This window comes from Flavobacterium sp. J49 (genome assembly GCF_011742145.1).
Taxonomy (GTDB): Bacteria; Bacteroidota; Bacteroidia; order Flavobacteriales; family Flavobacteriaceae; genus Flavobacterium.
The window spans coordinates 826413-843033 of the sequence record NZ_JAAQQU010000104.1; the positions used below are offsets into that span (position 1 = coordinate 826413).

The following is a 16621-nucleotide window of genomic DNA, read 5'->3' on the forward strand; positions in this document are numbered from 1 at the left end:
AGTTACAAAAACCATTCCTAAATTACCATTCATTCACTTTGTTTGCATCCATCTTAAGGAAAATGAAAAGTAAAATGGTGAATCCCCATAGTCCGGAGCCGCCATAAGAGAAGAAAGGCAATGGCACTCCAATCGTAGGGAAAACCCCAACGACCATTGCGATATTGACAAAGAAATGGATAAAGAGTATTCCGGCAACACAATACCCATAAACCCGACTGAATTTGGTCTTCTGTCGCTCGGCGAGATAGATGATTCGAATAATCAGAATTACAAATAAGGCAATCACAAACAGCGAACCGGTGAATCCCCATTCTTCTCCAACAGTAGTGAAAATATAATCGGTGTGTTGTTCGGGTACAAATCCGCCTTTGGTTTGTGTGCCTTCGAGATAGCCTTTTCCAAACCAACCTCCGGAACCAATAGCAATCTCAGATTGATTGGTGTTATAGCCAACTCCTTTCATGTCGACTTCTTTGCCCAAAAGAATATTAAAACGGTCGCGGTGGTGTTGCTTGAATACATTTTCGAAAACATAGTCTACAGAAAAAACATAGCCCGAGATAAGAACCAAAATGATACTGCTCAATAGCCAGTTTCGGTCTATGATACGGCTTCTGTAATAAACAAAAAGAATGACAGCCAAAGCTATACCGATTAGCGCCAAAGGTTTAATAATTAAGGCTAAAACAAACAAAACAATAGCGATAAAACCCGTCCAAACATACCAAGAAGGCAAACCTTCTCGGTAAAGAACCAAAATGAAAACGGTATAAATCAAAGCACTTCCGGGATCGGGTTGGGGCAATATTAACATGACCGGAAGAAAGATGATAATCATCGCTTGGATTTGTCGGTTAAAGTCTTTTAAATTAACTTGTACATCGCTTAGGTATTTGGCTAAAGCCAAAGAAGTAGCGGCTTTGGCAAACTCCGACGGTTGTAGTGTAAAACTTCCTATGGCATACCAACACCGTTGTCCGGCAATGGTTTTTCCAAAGAGAAATAATCCTACTAAGGATACTAGTGCAATGGCAAAAATGATACTGGAGTACTTTTCGTAAAACTTGGCGTCAATAGAAAGCACCACGAAAATCATCGGAATTGAAAAGAGGATGAACAAAAATTGCTTCCCGTAAATTTGACTGAAATCAAAAATGGAAGTTTCCTGCTCTATGGAAGACAACGATGACGAATAAATATTGAGCCAACCCATAATCACCAAGATGATATAGATGACAACACTTATCCAATCCAAGTTATTTGTTACACTTTGATTTTTCATGGTCTGTAGAAATTAATTTTGTGGAGTCGTACTCTTTTTAATTCCGTTGGTGTCTTTTACTGTTGGTTTTATGGGCGTTTTAATGCTTTTGTTTATCAAAGTGTCTTTTATCGGATTGGTGATGTATTTGTTGTACTCTGCCTGAAGACTTCCTTCTAACATTCGCTTTTCTAAATCTTTGCGGGTAATTTTTCTTTTGATGTATTTTTCAATCATCAAACTCGTTATCGGTCCGGCCCAACGTGAACCCCAATATCCGTTTTCAACAAATACGGCTATGGCAATTTTCGGATTGTCTTTTGGAGCAAAAGCCACAAAGATCGAGTGATCTTGGAGCTTTACCCTTTTACCGTTAATTTTGGTATAGTTTTCAGCAGTTCCTGTTTTTCCGCAAATGTCTATTCCTTCCACATTCAAACCATGCGCAGTTCCGAGGTTGTAAACATCAAATAAGCCACTTATCATGGGTTCATAATATTTTCTGTCGATGGAAGTCACGTGTTTGGTCGTGAATTTTTTATCAATTTGTCCTCCTTTAATTTTTTTGATGATGTGAGGAGTATAATAAAAACCTCTGTTGGCAACGGTTGCAATCATGTTGGCCAACTGAATTGGAGTCATCAAAACTTCCCCTTGGCCTATCGCATTAGAAACGATTGTTTTGCTGTCCCAGCCCCAACCGGGATACATTTTTTTATAGGTTTTTGAAGTAGGCAGACTTCCTTTTTTTCCGGTGGGTAAGTCATATCCCATAAATTGTCCTAAGCCGAATGTTCTTAAATGTTTGCTCCAAGCATCAACACCGTCTGACGGTTTTTTGTATTTGTTTATGGTTTTCATGTAAACACTTGCAAAGTAGGTGTTACAAGAATTATAAATTCCGTTGTGCAAAACAGATACCCCTGAATCGTGACATCTCATAAATCGACCACGAGCATAACTGAAACCATGGTGACAAACAAAACTGGTGTTTTCATCAATAACACCTTCTTGAAGCGCAACCAATCCGGTAAGGATTTTAAAAGGGGAACCGGGTGTGTATTCGGCCAAAAGACCACGGTCGTAAAGCGGTTTGGCTATAGAGTCGTGGTAAAGCATGGTATAATTTTTAGAACGCTGTCTTCCAACCAATATGGCAGGGTCATATGATGGCGCGGTTACCAAAGCTAAAATTTCCCCTGTGCTTGGTTCGATAGCTACAATTCCGCCGCGTTTGTTAATCATTAGCTCTTCTCCGTACTTTTGCAATTCGGCATCAAGCGTTAGGTTGATGTCATTTCCTTGTACGGCGATCGTATCAAATCGGCCTTCTTTATACGAACCAATATCTCGGTTGTATTTGTCCTTCTGAATGTATTTTACACCTTTGATACCGCGTAAAATTTCTTCATAGCTTTCCTCAACACCTTGTTTGCCAATCAAATCACCGCTATTATAATATTTGTTCTTTTCTATGATGCTTTCGTTTACTTGGGTGATAAACCCAAAAACATTGGCGCCAAAAGCCACTTGATAATCTCTCAAAGAACGTTTTTGGATGTAAAAACCGTTAAACTTTCTCTGAATTTCCTGAAAGGCTGCGTATTCTTTTTTGTTGAGCTGTGCCAAAAACACAGAAGGAAGTCGTGGACTGTAAACCTTGGCTTTCGCAATTTTTTTGAGGAACTCTTCTTTGGTGATGTTAAGCAAAGAGCAAAATTCAACTGTGTCTAAATTTTTGACATCTTTGGGGATCACCATGATGTCATATGAAGGTTGATTAGCTACCAAAAGTTTGCCGTTTCTATCGTAAATATAACCTCTTTCGGGATAATCATATTGGATTTTAATTGCGTTATTATCGGATTTTAGCTTTAAGGAATCATCAATTACCTGCAAATAGAATAGGCGTATTACAAGTAAAATGGTTACAACGAAAATGATTGTGGGCAACAAAACTTTTCTCATCGTTTACTTGGCTTAATGATGTAGATGATAATGATACAAGTAATAATGGTGAATAAGGTACTCAATACAGTACGCAATAAAATATCCCAAAGGAAGCTCAATTTAAAGACTTCCAATACAAACAATACAATGTGATGCAGGACAACAGCAATTAAGATAAAGGAAAACCTTTCGGGTGTTAGGACATCATTTAATTTTACCGTTTGGTATTCGTAACTCAACCCGAAAGAAAATTTAAAAATAGCCGGTCTGAAATAAGCCAACATAATGCAAGCTGCGGCATGAATACCACCCGAATTACAGAACATGTCCATCAGTAAGCCCAAAAAGAAACTCGCCATCAACAATCCGGTTTTGTTTCCGTTTACGGGAAAAAGGATGATGAATAGAACATAGGGGAATGGATTGATAAATCCAAACAAATCGATTCGATTGAATATCAAAACTTGCGCAGCGAGCAACAAGATGAATCGGGCCATATTTCCTAATAAAGCGCTATTCATTTTTCTTGATTTGACTTTCTAATTTAGAGATTTCTTCAGCGTCTTTGTTTTTGATAATGTATACATGGCCTAAATTGGTCATGTCATTAAATAATTTGATGTCAAGAGTATAATAGTTGGTTACGTTGTCGATGTAAACCTTTTCGATAGTTCCGATGCCAATATTCTCGGGGAAAATAATAGATTGTCCACCGGTTACAATTGTGTCACCTTTGCGAACGCCGGCCAATCTTGGGACGTCTATCAACTGAACAAATCCGGTGCTTTTACCGTTCCAAACTAAGGAACCAAAATGATTTGACTTTTTGATTTTAGCGTTGATTTGAGATTTGACATTCAAGATACTAATAATGGTCGAGTAATTTTTGGATGTATTGTCTACAATTCCGATAATACCGGCACTGTTGATGACACCCATATTGGGTTTGATTCCTGAAGCCGAACCATTGTTGATGGTCAGGTAATTTTCGTGTACACTATAGGAATTGCGAATCACTTTGGAAACAATAATGTCGGTTTTCTTAACGCCTTTTATGGAATCAATTTTCGGTAATTTTGTAGTGTCTTTTTGATTGAACAAAAGCGTTTTTAATCGGGCGTTTTCTTGGGCCAATTCCTCGTTTTGTGATTTCAAATGAAAATACTCATCAATGTTATTGACCTTTTCATAAATGCCGCCGGTAAAGAAATTAGCAGAGCTAATCATCTTGCTTTTATGGTAAGAATGGGATTGAATTGTCAGAGAAAGGGATATCACCAAAAGCAGCAAAAACAGTAAGCGATTACTGTTTTTAAGTATAAAATTAAAAATTTGCTGCATTTTTAAACTGTATAATGTTTGTTATAATATCCGTCGAAATAAAGATAAAAAATAAATAGTCTTGCCGGCTAATTATTTAATTAAAATACTTCTGAACTTCGGAATATTTTTAAGCGCCATTCCGGTACCGCGAACCACGGCTCTTAAAGGGTCTTCAGCAATATAAACCGGTAAATCTGTTTTCTGAGAAATACGTTTGTCCAATCCTCTCAACATTGAACCTCCACCGGCAAGATAGATACCTGTATTGTAGATATCGGCTGCCAATTCGGGTGGTGTTTGTGATAAGGTTTCCATAATCGCATCTTCAATACGTTGGATAGATTTGTCTAAAGCTTTGGCGATTTCTCTATAAGATACTTCAACCTGTTTTGGTTTTCCGGTCAACAAATCTCGACCTTGTACCGACATGTCATCCGGTGGTGTTTCTAAATCGTCTGTAGCTGCTCCAATTGTAATTTTGATTTTCTCAGCCGTACTTTCTCCTACAAATAAATTGTGTTGCGTTCTCATGTAGTAAACAATATCATTTGTGAAAACGTCACCGGCAATTTTAACCGATTTGTCACAAACAATTCCGCCCAAAGCGATAACTGCAATTTCTGTGGTTCCACCACCAATATCCACAATCATGTTTCCTTTGGGTTGCATAATATCGATACCGATACCAATTGCCGCAGCCATAGGTTCATGGATTAAGTAGACTTCTTTTCCGTTTACACGTTCACACGATTCTTTTACTGCACGCATTTCTACTTCAGTAATACCCGAAGGAATACAAACTACCATGCGAAGTGCCGGAGTAAACATTTTTTTCTTTAAAGCCGGGATACTTTTGATGAACATGCTGATCATTTTCTCAGACGCATCAAAATCGGCGATAACCCCATCTTTCAACGGACGTATGGTTTTGATGTTTTCATGGGTTTTACCCTGCATCATATTGGCTTCTTTTCCTACCGCTATGATTTTACCTGATATTCGGTCACGAGCTACAATTGAGGGGCTATCAATTACAACTTTATCATTGTGAATTATCAGAGTGTTGGCTGTACCAAGGTCAATTGCTATATCCTCGGTCATGAAATCAAAAAATCCCATAAGTCTTTTAAGGGTTTAAACGTTTATATAATTTTTAACGCACAAAGTTAAACAAATTAATGTTTGAAATGACGTGTGCCTGTAAATACCATCGCAACTTTATTTTCGTTGCAAAAATTAATACTCAATTCATCTTTTATCGAGCCACCCGGCTGAATAACTGCCGTAATTCCTGCATTGTGAGCGATTTCCACACAATCCGGGAAAGGGAAAAAGGCATCACTCGCCATCACAGCTCCGTTCAAATCAAACCCAAAAGTAGTCGCTTTTTCAATCGCTTGCTTCAAAGCATCTACTCGTGAAGTTTGTCCGGTTCCCGATGCTACTAATGTACTGTTTTTTGCAAATACAATCGTGTTTGATTTGGTATTTTTACAAATTTTTGAAGCAAATAATAAATCATCGATTTCTTGTTCGCTAGGCTTTGTATTAGTAACGTAAGTAAGGTGTGTTTTATTATCCGTGATGTTGTTTTTATCTTGTACCAATAAACCGTTCAAACAAGTTCTTACTTGTCTGTTAGGCAATTCCACATCGTGTTGTACCAAAATAATTCGGTTTTTCTTTTCAGATAAAATCGCAATCGCTTTTTCGTCATAACTTGGCGCAATCACTACTTCACAGAACAAGCTGTTGATTTCGTTTGCAGTGGCCTCATCAATTTTGCTATTGGCAATTAAAACACCGCCAAAGGCCGAAGTCGGATCGCCCGCCAGCGCCGCTAAGTAGGCATCTTTCATGTTGCTTCTCGTAGCTAAACCGCAAGCGTTGTTGTGTTTTAAAATGGCGAAAGTTGGATCGTTTTCTTTGAATTCTAAAATTAAATTTACAGCGGCATCAACATCCAGCAAATTGTTATATGACAATTCTTTGCCGTGTAATTTGGTAAACATTTTATCAAATTCTCCAAAGAAGAATCCTTTTTGGTGTGGATTTTCTCCGTAACGCAATACTTGTCCATTATCAATACTTACTTTGAAAATGGTTTCATCAGTATTGAAATAATTAAAAATGGCACTGTCATAATTCGAAGAAACGTGGAATGCTTTTGAGGCCATCACTCTTCTTTGTTCCAATGTAGTGGTACCGTTTTGAGTCGAAATCAAATCCAATAAAAGGGCATATTCGTTTACGGAAGCTACAATCACAGTGTCTTTGAAATTTTTGGCAGCAGCGCGAATCAAAGAAATACCGCCAATGTCAATTTTCTCTATAATGTCTGCTTCGCTAGCTCCCGAAGCTACTGTTTTTTCAAATGGGTATAAATCAACAATCACTAAGTCAATTTGAGGAATATCAAACTCCTTCATTTGCTCCACATCTGAGGAATTGTCTTGTCGGTTTAAGATGCCGCCGAAAATCTTTGGGTGCAAAGTTTTGACTCTTCCGCCCAGAATTTCCGGGAACGAAGTGATTTCTTCTACAGGAACTACCGGAATTCCTAAGTTTTTGATGAACTCTTCGGTACCGCCGGTTGAATAAAGGGTTACATTTTGTTCGTGTAGTTTGCGAACAATTGGCTCTAAACCGTCTTTTGAAAAGACAGAAATCAAGGCTGATTGAATTGTTTTTGGTGTGCTCATGTTGTGTGTGTTGTGTGTGTCAAAGGACAGATAGTTTTAAGGGGACAAAAGTAGTTTTTTTAATGGCAAAATTCAAGCAAGAATTGTAACAATATTTTGTTTTTTGACACAAATAAGGCAACGTACAAAATAATCATGATTTTCATTATTTTTATGGAAATTTGCCTTTATCTAAACCGATCATAAATGTTACTTTACTTAAGACTCCTAAAAGAAAGTTTTGCCTTTGCCATGAACGCTTTGCGGAACAATAAATTGCGTACCATGCTTTCTTTGTTGGGCGTAACGATTGGAATATTTTCTATCATTGCAGTTTTGGCAGCGGTTGATTCTTTAGATAGAAAGATAAAAAACGATTTGAGTTCCTTAGATAAGAATACCATTTATCTGACCAGTCAGTCTTTTGGTCCGACTGAGATTCCGAGATGGAAAAGAGAACAGTTTCCCAATGTGACTTTTGAGGAATACCAATATATGAAAACGGCTTTGAATCATGTAGAGAATTCTTGCTTTCAATATTTTACCGTTAATCAAAATATTACTTACGAGTCTCGAACATCAGAAGCGGTAAATATGGTTGCGGTGACTGCCGAATTTGTTGATGTTCAGCGAATGGAGTTTTCCAATGGTCGTTTTTTTAATGAAGCTGAATCTTATTCGGGAAAACAAGTAGTGGTTTTGGGCTATGAGATTGCTCAAAATCTTTTTGACGGATTTGACCCCATAGGCAAGGTGGTTAGAATGTACGGACAAAAGTTTACTGTTATCGGTGTCACTAAAAAGAAAGGAAGTTCCGGGATAGATATTGGCGGCGGAGATGATACTTCTGTGTTTTTTCCTTCTACTTTTTTAAGAAGAATTTATGGGGATAACAATCCGCAAGTCCTGCCTGTAATAGTCATCAAGCCGGAAAAAGGTACAGATATTGACGCATTGAAAGGAGAAATATCCCAAAAACTACGCAATTTCAGAGGAGTTAAACAAGGTGATATCGACAATTTTTTCATCAACATCTTGTCGGGATTAACCGATATGATTGATGGTCTTTTGGGAAGTATGCGAGTAGGAGGTATCATCATCAGCTTCTTTTCATTCTTGGTAGGTGGATTTGGAATAGCGAATATTATGTTTGTTTCAGTAAAAGAACGAACCAGTCTTATTGGTATTCAAAAATCCTTAGGAGCCAAAAACAGGTTTATCCTTTTACAGTTTTTATTCGAAGCCATAATTCTTTGTCTGATTGGCGGTTTTATTGGTTTGGTGATTGTGTGGTTGTTGGCCATGTTATTGACCAGTATTTTAGATTTTGAATTTGTCTTAGGATTGAGCAATATTATTATCGGCACCGGATTGTCGGTCTTTGTCGGGTTGGTTTCAGGAATTTTACCGGCTATTTCAGCTTCAAAATTAGATCCGGTAGAAGCGATTCGTAGCGGTATGTAATTAGCATTTCAGAGTTTAATTGTCGGTGTTCAGCCGACAATTCTGTTGGACATAAAAAAAACACAAAGTTTATGCTTTGTGTTTTTTTGTATAATTTACTATCGATTTCGACTATCTCACCTCTTGGTTCAAAATCAAATCGAGGTACAAGTTGATTTTGTCTTTCAATTCTTTACGCGGAGCGATAAAATCAAGGAAACCATGGTCTAATACGAATTCGGCCGTTTGGAAACCTTCCGGTAAATCTTTTCCGGTAGTATCTCTAACTACACGTGGTCCGGCAAAACCAATCAAGGCACCTGGTTCGGAGATATTGATGTCTCCTAACATCGCGTAAGAAGCTGTTGTTCCTCCAGTAGTTGGGTCAGTACACAATGAAATGTAAGGGATTTTAGCTTCGGCTAGTTGTGCCAATTTGGCTGAAGTCTTCGCTAATTGCATCAAAGAATAAGCGGCTTCCATCATACGAGCACCACCCGATTTGGATATCATTACAAACGGAATATTATTTTTGATGGAATAATCGATACCACGGGCAATTTTTTCACCCACTACAGCACCCATAGAACCGCCGATAAAGGCAAAGTCCATACAACAAACCACCAAGTCTTTCCCTTTTGATTTACCAACACCGGTACGAACAGCATCTTTCAATCCTGTTTTGTCAATAGCGTCTTTTAATCGGTCAGAGTATTTTTTTGTATCAACAAAATTCAAAGGATCTTTAGAAGTCATTTTGGCATCTAATTCTTTGAATTCGTTGTTATCAAACAAGATTTCGAAGTATTCTTTGCTGCCAATTCTCACGTGAAAATCATCTTCGGGACTTACCCATAGATTTCTGGCCAATTCATCTTGGTCAATAATTTTCCCCGTAGGCGATTTGTACCAAAGTCCTTTGGGAACGTCTTTTTTGTCTTCCGTAGCGGTTTGAATTCCTTTTTCTGTTCTTTTAAACCAAGCCATAGTTAAGTTTATTAGTTTATGATTTGTTGTTTGCGGTGGGTTTAATTTAAAACGATAAACTACAAACGAACAAACTTAATTATATTATTTATAGAGTGTTTACGTTATTCAAGTCAGCAAATGCTTGTTCTAATCTGGTATTGAAAGTGACTTCACCTTCACGAATCCATTTTCTTGGATCGTAGTGTTTTTTATTGGGTGAATCAGCGCCTTCCGGACTTCCGATTTGTGTTCTTAAATAATCAATTTTGGAAGTCATATAATCTCTGATGCCTTCGGTGAAAGCAAATTGTAAGTCGGTATCAATGTTCATTTTGATTACCCCGTAAGAAATCGCTTCTCTGATTTCTTCTAAAGTTGAACCTGAGCCACCATGGAAAACAAAGTCAACCGGATTTGGTCCTGTATTAAATTTATTTTGAACATAGTCTTGAGAGTTTTTCAAGATTTTAGGGGTCAATTTTACGTTACCCGGTTTGTAAACGCCGTGTACGTTTCCGAAAGCGGCTGCGATGGTAAATTTTGGTGAGATTTTCATCAACTCTTCGTAAGCGTAGGCCACTTCTTCCGGTTGGGTATATAATTTTGAACTGTCAACATCAGAATTGTCAACACCGTCTTCTTCACCTCCGGTGATTCCTAATTCGATCTCCAAAGTCATGCCCATTTTGCTCATACGAGCTAAGTATTCTTTACAAATTTCAATGTTTTCTTCGATGGGCTCTTCGGATAAATCAATCATGTGTGAAGAGAATAAAGGTTTTCCGGTTTCAGCAAAATGTTTTTCTGAAGCGTCTAATAAACCATCAATCCAAGGCAATAATTTTTTAGCACAATGGTCGGTATGTAAAATTACAGTAGCACCATAGGCTTCCGCTAGCGTATGAATATGCTTTGCTCCGGCAATTCCACCGGCAATGGCTGCTTTTTCGCCTGCATTTGACAATCCTTTTCCGGCATTAAATTGTGCGCCACCATTCGAGAATTGAATAATCACCGGTGCGTTTAATTTGGCAGCCGTTTCCAAAACACCGTTGATAGTGCTCGAACCGATTACGTTTACCGCAGGAAGTGCAAATCCTTTTTCTTTAGCATAATTAAAAATTGCTTGTACGTCATCTCCGGTAGCAACTCCTGGTTTGATATTGTGCGCCATTGTTTTGTGTCGTTTTTTAAGTTAAGGTTACAAAAATAATAATTTCTAATTTTAGAAAGGATAATTTATTCCAATATTTAAAACGGATTTATTGAAGCGCATTTCGCTAAACCATCTTTCATTTTCTTCCAAGGCCGGATTATAGGTTTTGAATCCTAAATCCAAACGAACGATAAAGAAGTTAAAGTCATATCTGAACCCGAAGCCTGAACCTACGGCTATATTTTCAAGAGATTGTAATCCGTTAAAAATGTAATCTTCGTCTTCGGTATTGTCTAATACATTCCAAATATTACCCACATCTGTAAAAAATGCACCATTTAATTGTTGGAATATATTAAAACGAAACTCGGTACTAAAGGTCAGTTTCATATTGGCTTCATTAAAATCCAAAAAACTACCGCTTGCGCCCGGACCTAAACTGTAGGATTGCCAGGCTCTGATGTCATTTGTTCCTCCGGCAAAATAACTACGTGAAAAAGGAACGTCTTCAGAATTGCCGTAAGGAATAGCGATTCCCCCAAAAGCTTTGACCGCCAAAACTTTTTTACGGCTTAAATCCCAATGTTTGATGTATTCGAATTCGGTTTTGATGTATTGTGAAAATTCGACGTCCAAGAAAGTATTGGCGCCATTTTGATTCTGCAATTGCTTAGAGGCACGAGCCAAAAGAGAAAGGAGGTTTCCGGCCGATTCTACTTTGGCTTTAATGGCGTAAAATTCGTTGTCAAAAAAATCCTTTTTTGAGGTTTTAGTAAAAGTGATGTTGGAGGCAAAAATCAAGTTGTTCTCAATCAATCTGAATCTTCTTTCCGCGATACTCAACAACGATTTGGCATCGGGAAGCGTTACCGGGACAAGACCATTGCTTACGTCATTAAAAAAAGCCAAAACACCATCCTCAATTCTTAAATTTCCGTTTTCAAAATAAGCCGGATTTACGCTGGGATAACTTTGTGCAATTTCATTAACGGTATTGTAGGACGACTTATAAATGTTAAAGTAATTCGAAGGATTCAAGTTTTTTACAAACTGGATGTTAATCAAATCAAATTTGAAACTGGTGTTTCTTTTGGGTGTCCAATTGTAGGTTAGCGAGCTCGTAAAGTTCTGTTTGTCTAAACCGATATTGGTTTGTTTCGAATAACCTACACTCAAAGTGGTGTAAGGAATCATGGTTTTCGGTATGATTTTGTCTGTTTTGAAAGGCAAAAAGATACGCGGGAAATTCAATTTGGCATCAACCCCAATTTCTGAAATATTAAAGAAAGTATCGTTGGGATTGCTCAAATCTTTTGAAGAACCAATATTTCCTCTAAAGCCTATTTCAAAGGTTTCTGCACCATTAAACACGTTGCGAATACTTAAGAAGGTATTTCCGGTTATCCCAAAGTCTTGAATATTGGAATGGGTGAAATCGGTTGAAAATCCGAATGTGTATTTTTTTCTTGGGGTTAAATAAACATTGGCAATCAAACTGTTCTTTTGGGTTTTGTCTTCTATATATTGAATCAACGGATAGTTGAATACTTTGAGATTACTCAAATATCTAGAAGTAACCGAAGTTCTGAAATCTGAAAAATAATTGCCTTTGGTCACAAAAATCCCATCAGTTATGGCTTTAGGACGGTATTTTAATTTATTGGTACTGTATAATGTAAAGTCGTTGTAAGTTGCACTGTCCTTGATGGCCGCATTGGGATTTGTCGGACTGTGATCGGTAAAAATATTGACTTTGCTGATTTTGTATAACTCAAATGGTTTTGTTTGTATACTGTCTTCAGTTCGAATGATTTCATTTTCGATGACCAAGTTTACCGTTGGTTTGTGTTTTTTGTTAATGGTATCAATGTCAAAACTCACATAATTTTGTTGGAAGCGAAAAGCGCCATTGTTTCTGAAATCTTCGGTGATGCGCTTTTTTTCTTCAATAAAAGTACTAGTTTCATATCGTTGGCCGGTTTTTATCAGGGAGCTTTTTTTTCTCAACTGATAAATAGAATCCAAAGGTGCGCTGGCAATATAAGCATTGAGGCTGTCAATGATGTAAGGTTTTCCGGTACTGATGTCATAGCGAAGTTTGACCTTTTTCTTATCAATAGTGTCTATTTTATATTTTGAGGTTACATCAAAATAACCGCGGTTGTAGTAGTAAGATTTTAAACGGCGCAAAGACTTTTTGGTACTTGTGGTGTCAAGTATTACAGGTGCTTCACCGGTTTTTCTCAAAAAATTGTCAAGACCCGAATAGAGAAAAGATTCGCCAAGACGCTTGACTTGTTTTTTAGAGAGCCAATTCGCTTTTCGGTAATAGCGTTTGGGATTTTTGATCATTTTGGCTTTGAACAAAGAGTCTGATTTAGGCTTAGCCAAATTATAAAGGTTCAGCCTAAGACGATAACCCAAAATGGAGCTGTTCTGCTTTTGGTACAACTGATTGGTGACTTCTTCCAAATTGCTTTTTTGGCCATCAACATAGATATCGTTTTTAGTAAGTAGTCTTTTTCCATCCGGAACCCTTTTTGTAGAGTTACAACCAAAGATAATTAGCCCGGTTAGAATAAATAGTGATATTTTTGTGATACTCTTTTTCAATTTTGTGAAATATTTAATTCAAAAATACAGTATTTTATGGTTAGTAAAAACCAAATAAAATTAATTACCAGTCTTCAACATAAAAAATACCGTAACGAGCATCAATTGTTTATAGCCGAAGGTGTAAAAGTAATACAGGAATTGTTACAATCAAATATTGTGCTGGAACATTTATTTGTTACAGAAAGTATTTTTGATACTCTTAATCCGGCACAAAAAACCCTAATCAAAGAAGCCGATATGAAGCGAATCTCTGCCTTGGTTTCTCCGAGTTCGTGTTTGGCCATTTTCAAAATCCCAAAAGCCAAAACCATAGAGGATAAAGGTTTGATTGTGGCGCTCGACGATATTCGTGATCCCGGGAATTTGGGAACAATCATTCGACTTTGCGATTGGTTTGGGGTTAAACAATTGGTTTGTTCCAATGAAACGGTTGATGTGTATAATCCCAAAGTAATTCAGGCTACTATGGGCTCGATTGCCAGAGTGAATGTCCATTATGTTGATCTGAACACGTTTGTTTCTCAAACCAAACTACCGGTTTTTGGAACTTTTATGGATGGAAATAATATTTACAAAGAAGCTCTTCCTACAGATGGCATTTTAATCTTTGGCAATGAAGCCAATGGGATTTCTCCTTCTTTAGAGAAAATAATCAAAAACCGAATCGCCATTCCGAGATTTGGAGATGTTCAACAAACGGAGAGTCTAAACGTAGCCACTGCGACAGCTGTTTGTTTGAGCGAATTTAAAAGGAATTCTTAGTGGAAAGTAAAGTTGATTAAAACCGCACGGGTTTTCAACGATTCAATGTTGCCTGTCCACGGACTGTTAGGGTCATCATCGCGGATCAACTCGTCATTAAATCCGAAAACACCTCTGATAGAAGGTGAGAATTTGAAGTATTCAAAATACAAGTCAATCCCGAAACCAAAAGTATAATTCTGTGTCCAAGGTTTGACCCTGAATTTTTGTTCAGAGTTGTCGTCTTTTGATTTGGAATTACTCGATAAGTTTAAAGTGCTTCCAACACCACCGAGTAAGTAAGGTCTAACATTTCCGGTGCGTAAGGAGGAAAATTTTAGCATTAAAGGAAAGTCGATATAAGTTGCTTTTACTTCCCTCAATGCATCGCGTTCATTGGTAAATCCGGGATAAGTCAAAGTTCTGCTGGCATAATACAATCCGGGTTCGAAACGCAATTCTACATATTCGTGTAACCTCAAAACCCCGACCAATCCTACGTTAAAACCGGTATGTCCTTTGACATTAATATCCTGTCCGGGCACTTTGTAATCGGTTTTGAAATCAAAAGAACTAAACCCTAAAAAATAACCCCAATAGACTCTTTGCTTGTCAAAGTTTTCCAAATTAACAATAGGATCTTTAGAAAAGATGCTTGTTCCAAATTGCGCTTGAGCAGTAAGGTTAAAAAGGACAAAAAGGACAATTAATTTCTTCATTAGTATGCGTGCAACTTCAGTTTTTATTTTTTTGTGGCGGTGTAAATAGTGGCTACTCCAAAAGTTTGTGGCATGGCTTTACATTCTATAAACGAAACTTTTCGCAAAATATTGTTTAAAGCTTCTCCAAAAGGAAAATTGGCTGCCGATTCTGAAAGATAACCATAGGCTTTATTGTCTTTTGAAAAGAGCTTTCCAATCAAAGGAAGAATGAATTTGGTGTAAAAACCATAGCCTTGCTTGAACGGAAATTTTGTCGGTACCGAAGTCTCTAAAATCACAAAAATGCCGTTTGGTTTTAAAACCCTGTAAATTTCGGCTAAACCTTTTTCCAAAGTTTCAAAATTTCTGATGCCGAAAGAAACTGTAATGGCATCAAAATAATTATCGGGATAAGGAATGTTTTCACTGTCGCCTACGACCATTTCTATTTTGTCTGCCAAGTTTTTATCCAGAATTTTTTTCTTGCCAACTTCAAGCATTCCAACCGATAAATCCAAGCCGATAATTTTCTTCGCTGCTGTAGATTCGGCCATCATGATGGCTAAATCGCCGGTTCCGGTGGCTATGTCAAGTGCGTTTTCGGGATTTTTGGCTTTGACCAATTCGATTACTTTCTTTCTCCATTTAACATCAATACCCATCGAAATGACTCTGTTCAAGCCATCATATTCTCCCGAAATGGTATCAAACATTTGGGTGACTTGTTCTTTTTTGCCTAAGGTAGATTCCTTATAGGGTGTAATTTGCTTTGACATTCTCAAATTTTTAACTGCGTTGAGTTCGACCTAACGGTCTCGGGTGACAAATATAAGCCAATATTTTAATTGCGATAAGGCTTATGATTTTCTTTAAGAATTGTGGAATGAATTATGGTTTTCTGACAAAGGTTTGAAATGTAAAATCAAATTCATGTCGCTCGTCTCGGGGATGAAACTCTTCAAAAACCAATTGCCATTCGCTTAAATCAATTTCCGGGAAAAAAGTATCGGCTTCAAAGAAATGATGCACTCTGGTAATGTCAACTTTATCCGCTCTGGCTATGGATTGTTGGTAGATTTGGCCTCCGCCGATGACAAAAATGTCTTCTTCTTTGGGACAAACTTCAATGGCTTTCTCCAAGGAATCAACTACAATGCAACCTTCGGGTTGGTAACCTTTTTGGCGCGAAATAATTACGTGTGTTCTGTTGGGCAAAGGTTTAGGAAAACTTTCAAAAGTTTTTCTGCCCATGATAATATAATGACCGGATGTCAGGGCTTTGAATCTTTTAAAATCATCGGGCAAATGCCAAAGGAGTTGGTTGTCTTTACCCAGGGCATTGTTTTCAGCCACAGCGGCTATGAGTGTTATCATTATTTTGTGGGGTTTGTGTTTTCCAAGTCGTTTTTGAGTTGTTCAACTTTTTTGGTTTGTTTGAGCATCAACTTGTCTATTTGGGCTCTTTCCCAGTTTTTATTCATAAAACTATCGGTAATGAGTACTTTGATGACATGAAAAATAAAAAGGCTGCTCCAAACCGCTACTATCCATATCCACCAATTGGTTTCGTCGTGAAAGTTCAACAAATGATTGGCCGAAAACAAAAAGACACTGCCAATGCTAAGCACAATAAAGTGTTGAAACAAACGCTTTTTCTGGTTGATTCTGTTCCGGGCGTATTCGTATAATTCGTGTTGGTTACTCTCCATAAGACGAAATTTGTGCTTTAAAGATAAAATTTATTTTTAAAATGATAAAATCTCATTTTGGGATAATG

15 protein-coding genes are annotated in these 16621 nt (G+C 37.5%); 2 read left to right on the forward strand and 13 right to left on the reverse strand.

The genetic code is table 11. The features are described from left to right. Positions 1–22: 22 nt before the first annotated feature. The 6 genes from rodA to purH all read right to left on the reverse strand — a co-directional run bounded on the left by rodA (position 23) and on the right by purH (position 7239). Positions 23–1285, reverse strand: a complete 1263-nt coding sequence (gene rodA, locus HA632_RS10255; protein WP_176307072.1) for a rod shape-determining protein RodA — start codon at positions 1283–1285, stop codon at positions 23–25. A 12-nt stretch (positions 1286–1297) separates the two neighbouring features. After that, on the reverse strand, positions 1298–3232 hold the full coding sequence (mrdA, locus tag HA632_RS10260) for a penicillin-binding protein 2 (RefSeq protein WP_176307073.1): 1935 nt from the start codon (positions 3230–3232) through the stop codon (positions 1298–1300). Then, positions 3229–3735, reverse strand: a complete 507-nt coding sequence (locus HA632_RS10265) for a rod shape-determining protein MreD (RefSeq protein ID WP_176307074.1) — start codon at positions 3733–3735, stop codon at positions 3229–3231. Before HA632_RS10265 ends, mrdA begins: the two co-directional genes overlap by 4 nt. Then, entirely contained in the window at positions 3728–4555 is an 828-nt protein-coding gene (gene mreC, locus HA632_RS10270; protein WP_176307075.1) for a rod shape-determining protein MreC, read from the reverse strand. The genes HA632_RS10265 and mreC overlap by 8 nt, the downstream gene beginning before the upstream one ends. 72 nt (positions 4556–4627) lie before the next feature. Further along, positions 4628–5656: a rod shape-determining protein gene (locus tag HA632_RS10275; protein ID WP_121312631.1), complete on the reverse strand. Its 1029-nt coding sequence runs from the start codon at positions 5654–5656 to the stop codon at positions 4628–4630. 56 nt (positions 5657–5712) lie between these two features. Continuing rightward, the gene (purH, locus tag HA632_RS10280; RefSeq protein ID WP_176307076.1) at positions 5713–7239 is read right to left on the reverse strand and encodes a bifunctional phosphoribosylaminoimidazolecarboxamide formyltransferase/IMP cyclohydrolase; all 1527 of its coding nucleotides are present in this window, start codon (positions 7237–7239) and stop codon (positions 5713–5715) included. Between the two features lie 186 nt (positions 7240–7425). On the opposite strand from purH, the gene HA632_RS10285 reads away from it, so the two are divergent. Next, positions 7426–8682, forward strand: coding sequence for an ABC transporter permease (locus HA632_RS10285; protein ID WP_176307077.1), 1257 nt, complete (start codon positions 7426–7428; stop codon positions 8680–8682). A 111-nt stretch (positions 8683–8793) separates the two neighbouring features. On the opposite strand, the gene accD is transcribed toward HA632_RS10285, so the two are convergent. From accD to HA632_RS10300, 3 genes are all read right to left on the reverse strand, one after another. Then, the gene (gene accD / locus HA632_RS10290; RefSeq protein WP_176307078.1) at positions 8794–9648 is read right to left on the reverse strand and encodes an acetyl-CoA carboxylase, carboxyltransferase subunit beta; all 855 of its coding nucleotides are present in this window, start codon (positions 9646–9648) and stop codon (positions 8794–8796) included. Between the two features lie 88 nt (positions 9649–9736). Further along, positions 9737–10804 (reverse strand): class II fructose-bisphosphate aldolase, encoded by a 1068-nt coding sequence (gene fbaA / locus HA632_RS10295; protein ID WP_176307079.1) that lies wholly within the window; start codon positions 10802–10804, stop codon positions 9737–9739. Positions 10805–10855: 51 nt separating this feature from the next. Further along, the gene (locus HA632_RS10300; RefSeq protein ID WP_176307080.1) at positions 10856–13399 is read right to left on the reverse strand and encodes a BamA/TamA family outer membrane protein; all 2544 of its coding nucleotides are present in this window, start codon (positions 13397–13399) and stop codon (positions 10856–10858) included. Positions 13400–13435: 36 nt separating this feature from the next. Between HA632_RS10300 and HA632_RS10305 the strand changes: the two genes are divergently transcribed. Further along, the gene (locus HA632_RS10305) at positions 13436–14164 is read left to right on the forward strand and encodes an RNA methyltransferase (protein ID WP_176307081.1); all 729 of its coding nucleotides are present in this window, start codon (positions 13436–13438) and stop codon (positions 14162–14164) included. Here the strand turns inward: HA632_RS10305 and HA632_RS10310 are convergent. The 4 genes from HA632_RS10310 to HA632_RS10325 all read right to left on the reverse strand — a co-directional run bounded on the left by HA632_RS10310 (position 14161) and on the right by HA632_RS10325 (position 16553). Continuing rightward, positions 14161–14862, reverse strand: coding sequence for a porin family protein (locus HA632_RS10310; RefSeq protein WP_176307082.1), 702 nt, complete (start codon positions 14860–14862; stop codon positions 14161–14163). The genes HA632_RS10305 and HA632_RS10310 overlap by 4 nt on opposite strands. Positions 14863–14885: 23 nt before the next feature. Continuing rightward, complete coding sequence (gene ubiE / locus HA632_RS10315) at positions 14886–15620, reverse strand: bifunctional demethylmenaquinone methyltransferase/2-methoxy-6-polyprenyl-1,4-benzoquinol methylase UbiE (protein WP_176307083.1); 735 nt, start codon at positions 15618–15620, stop codon at positions 14886–14888. 112 nt (positions 15621–15732) lie between these two features. After that, a complete protein-coding gene (locus HA632_RS10320) occupies positions 15733–16218 on the reverse strand; it encodes a dihydrofolate reductase (RefSeq protein ID WP_176307084.1) in 486 nt (161 codons plus the stop codon). Then, positions 16218–16553, reverse strand: coding sequence for a 2TM domain-containing protein (locus HA632_RS10325; protein WP_176307085.1), 336 nt, complete (start codon positions 16551–16553; stop codon positions 16218–16220). Before HA632_RS10325 ends, HA632_RS10320 begins: the two co-directional genes overlap by 1 nt. Positions 16554–16621 lie beyond the last annotated feature (68 nt).

Excerpts from the sequence above, each read along its gene's own strand:
- rodA (WP_176307072.1), bottom strand. The coding sequence starts at position 1,285 with ATGAAAAATCAAAGTGTAACAAATAACTTGGATTGGATAAGTGTTGTC.
- mrdA (WP_176307073.1), bottom strand. The coding sequence starts at position 3,232 with ATGAGAAAAGTTTTGTTGCCCACAATCATTTTCGTTGTAACCATTTTA.
- HA632_RS10265 (WP_176307074.1), bottom strand. The coding sequence starts at position 3,735 with ATGAATAGCGCTTTATTAGGAAATATGGCCCGATTCATCTTGTTGCTC.
- mreC (WP_176307075.1), bottom strand. The coding sequence starts at position 4,555 with ATGCAGCAAATTTTTAATTTTATACTTAAAAACAGTAATCGCTTACTG.
- HA632_RS10275 (WP_121312631.1), bottom strand. The coding sequence starts at position 5,656 with ATGGGATTTTTTGATTTCATGACCGAGGATATAGCAATTGACCTTGGT.
- purH (WP_176307076.1), bottom strand. The coding sequence starts at position 7,239 with ATGAGCACACCAAAAACAATTCAATCAGCCTTGATTTCTGTCTTTTCA.
- HA632_RS10285 (WP_176307077.1), top strand. The coding sequence starts at position 7,426 with ATGTTACTTTACTTAAGACTCCTAAAAGAAAGTTTTGCCTTTGCCATG.
- accD (WP_176307078.1), bottom strand. The coding sequence starts at position 9,648 with ATGGCTTGGTTTAAAAGAACAGAAAAAGGAATTCAAACCGCTACGGAA.
- fbaA (WP_176307079.1), bottom strand. The coding sequence starts at position 10,804 with ATGGCGCACAATATCAAACCAGGAGTTGCTACCGGAGATGACGTACAA.
- HA632_RS10305 (WP_176307081.1), top strand. The coding sequence starts at position 13,436 with ATGGTTAGTAAAAACCAAATAAAATTAATTACCAGTCTTCAACATAAA.
- HA632_RS10310 (WP_176307082.1), bottom strand. The coding sequence starts at position 14,862 with ATGAAGAAATTAATTGTCCTTTTTGTCCTTTTTAACCTTACTGCTCAA.
- ubiE (WP_176307083.1), bottom strand. The coding sequence starts at position 15,620 with ATGTCAAAGCAAATTACACCCTATAAGGAATCTACCTTAGGCAAAAAA.
- HA632_RS10320 (WP_176307084.1), bottom strand. The coding sequence starts at position 16,218 with ATGATAACACTCATAGCCGCTGTGGCTGAAAACAATGCCCTGGGTAAA.
- HA632_RS10325 (WP_176307085.1), bottom strand. The coding sequence starts at position 16,553 with ATGGAGAGTAACCAACACGAATTATACGAATACGCCCGGAACAGAATC.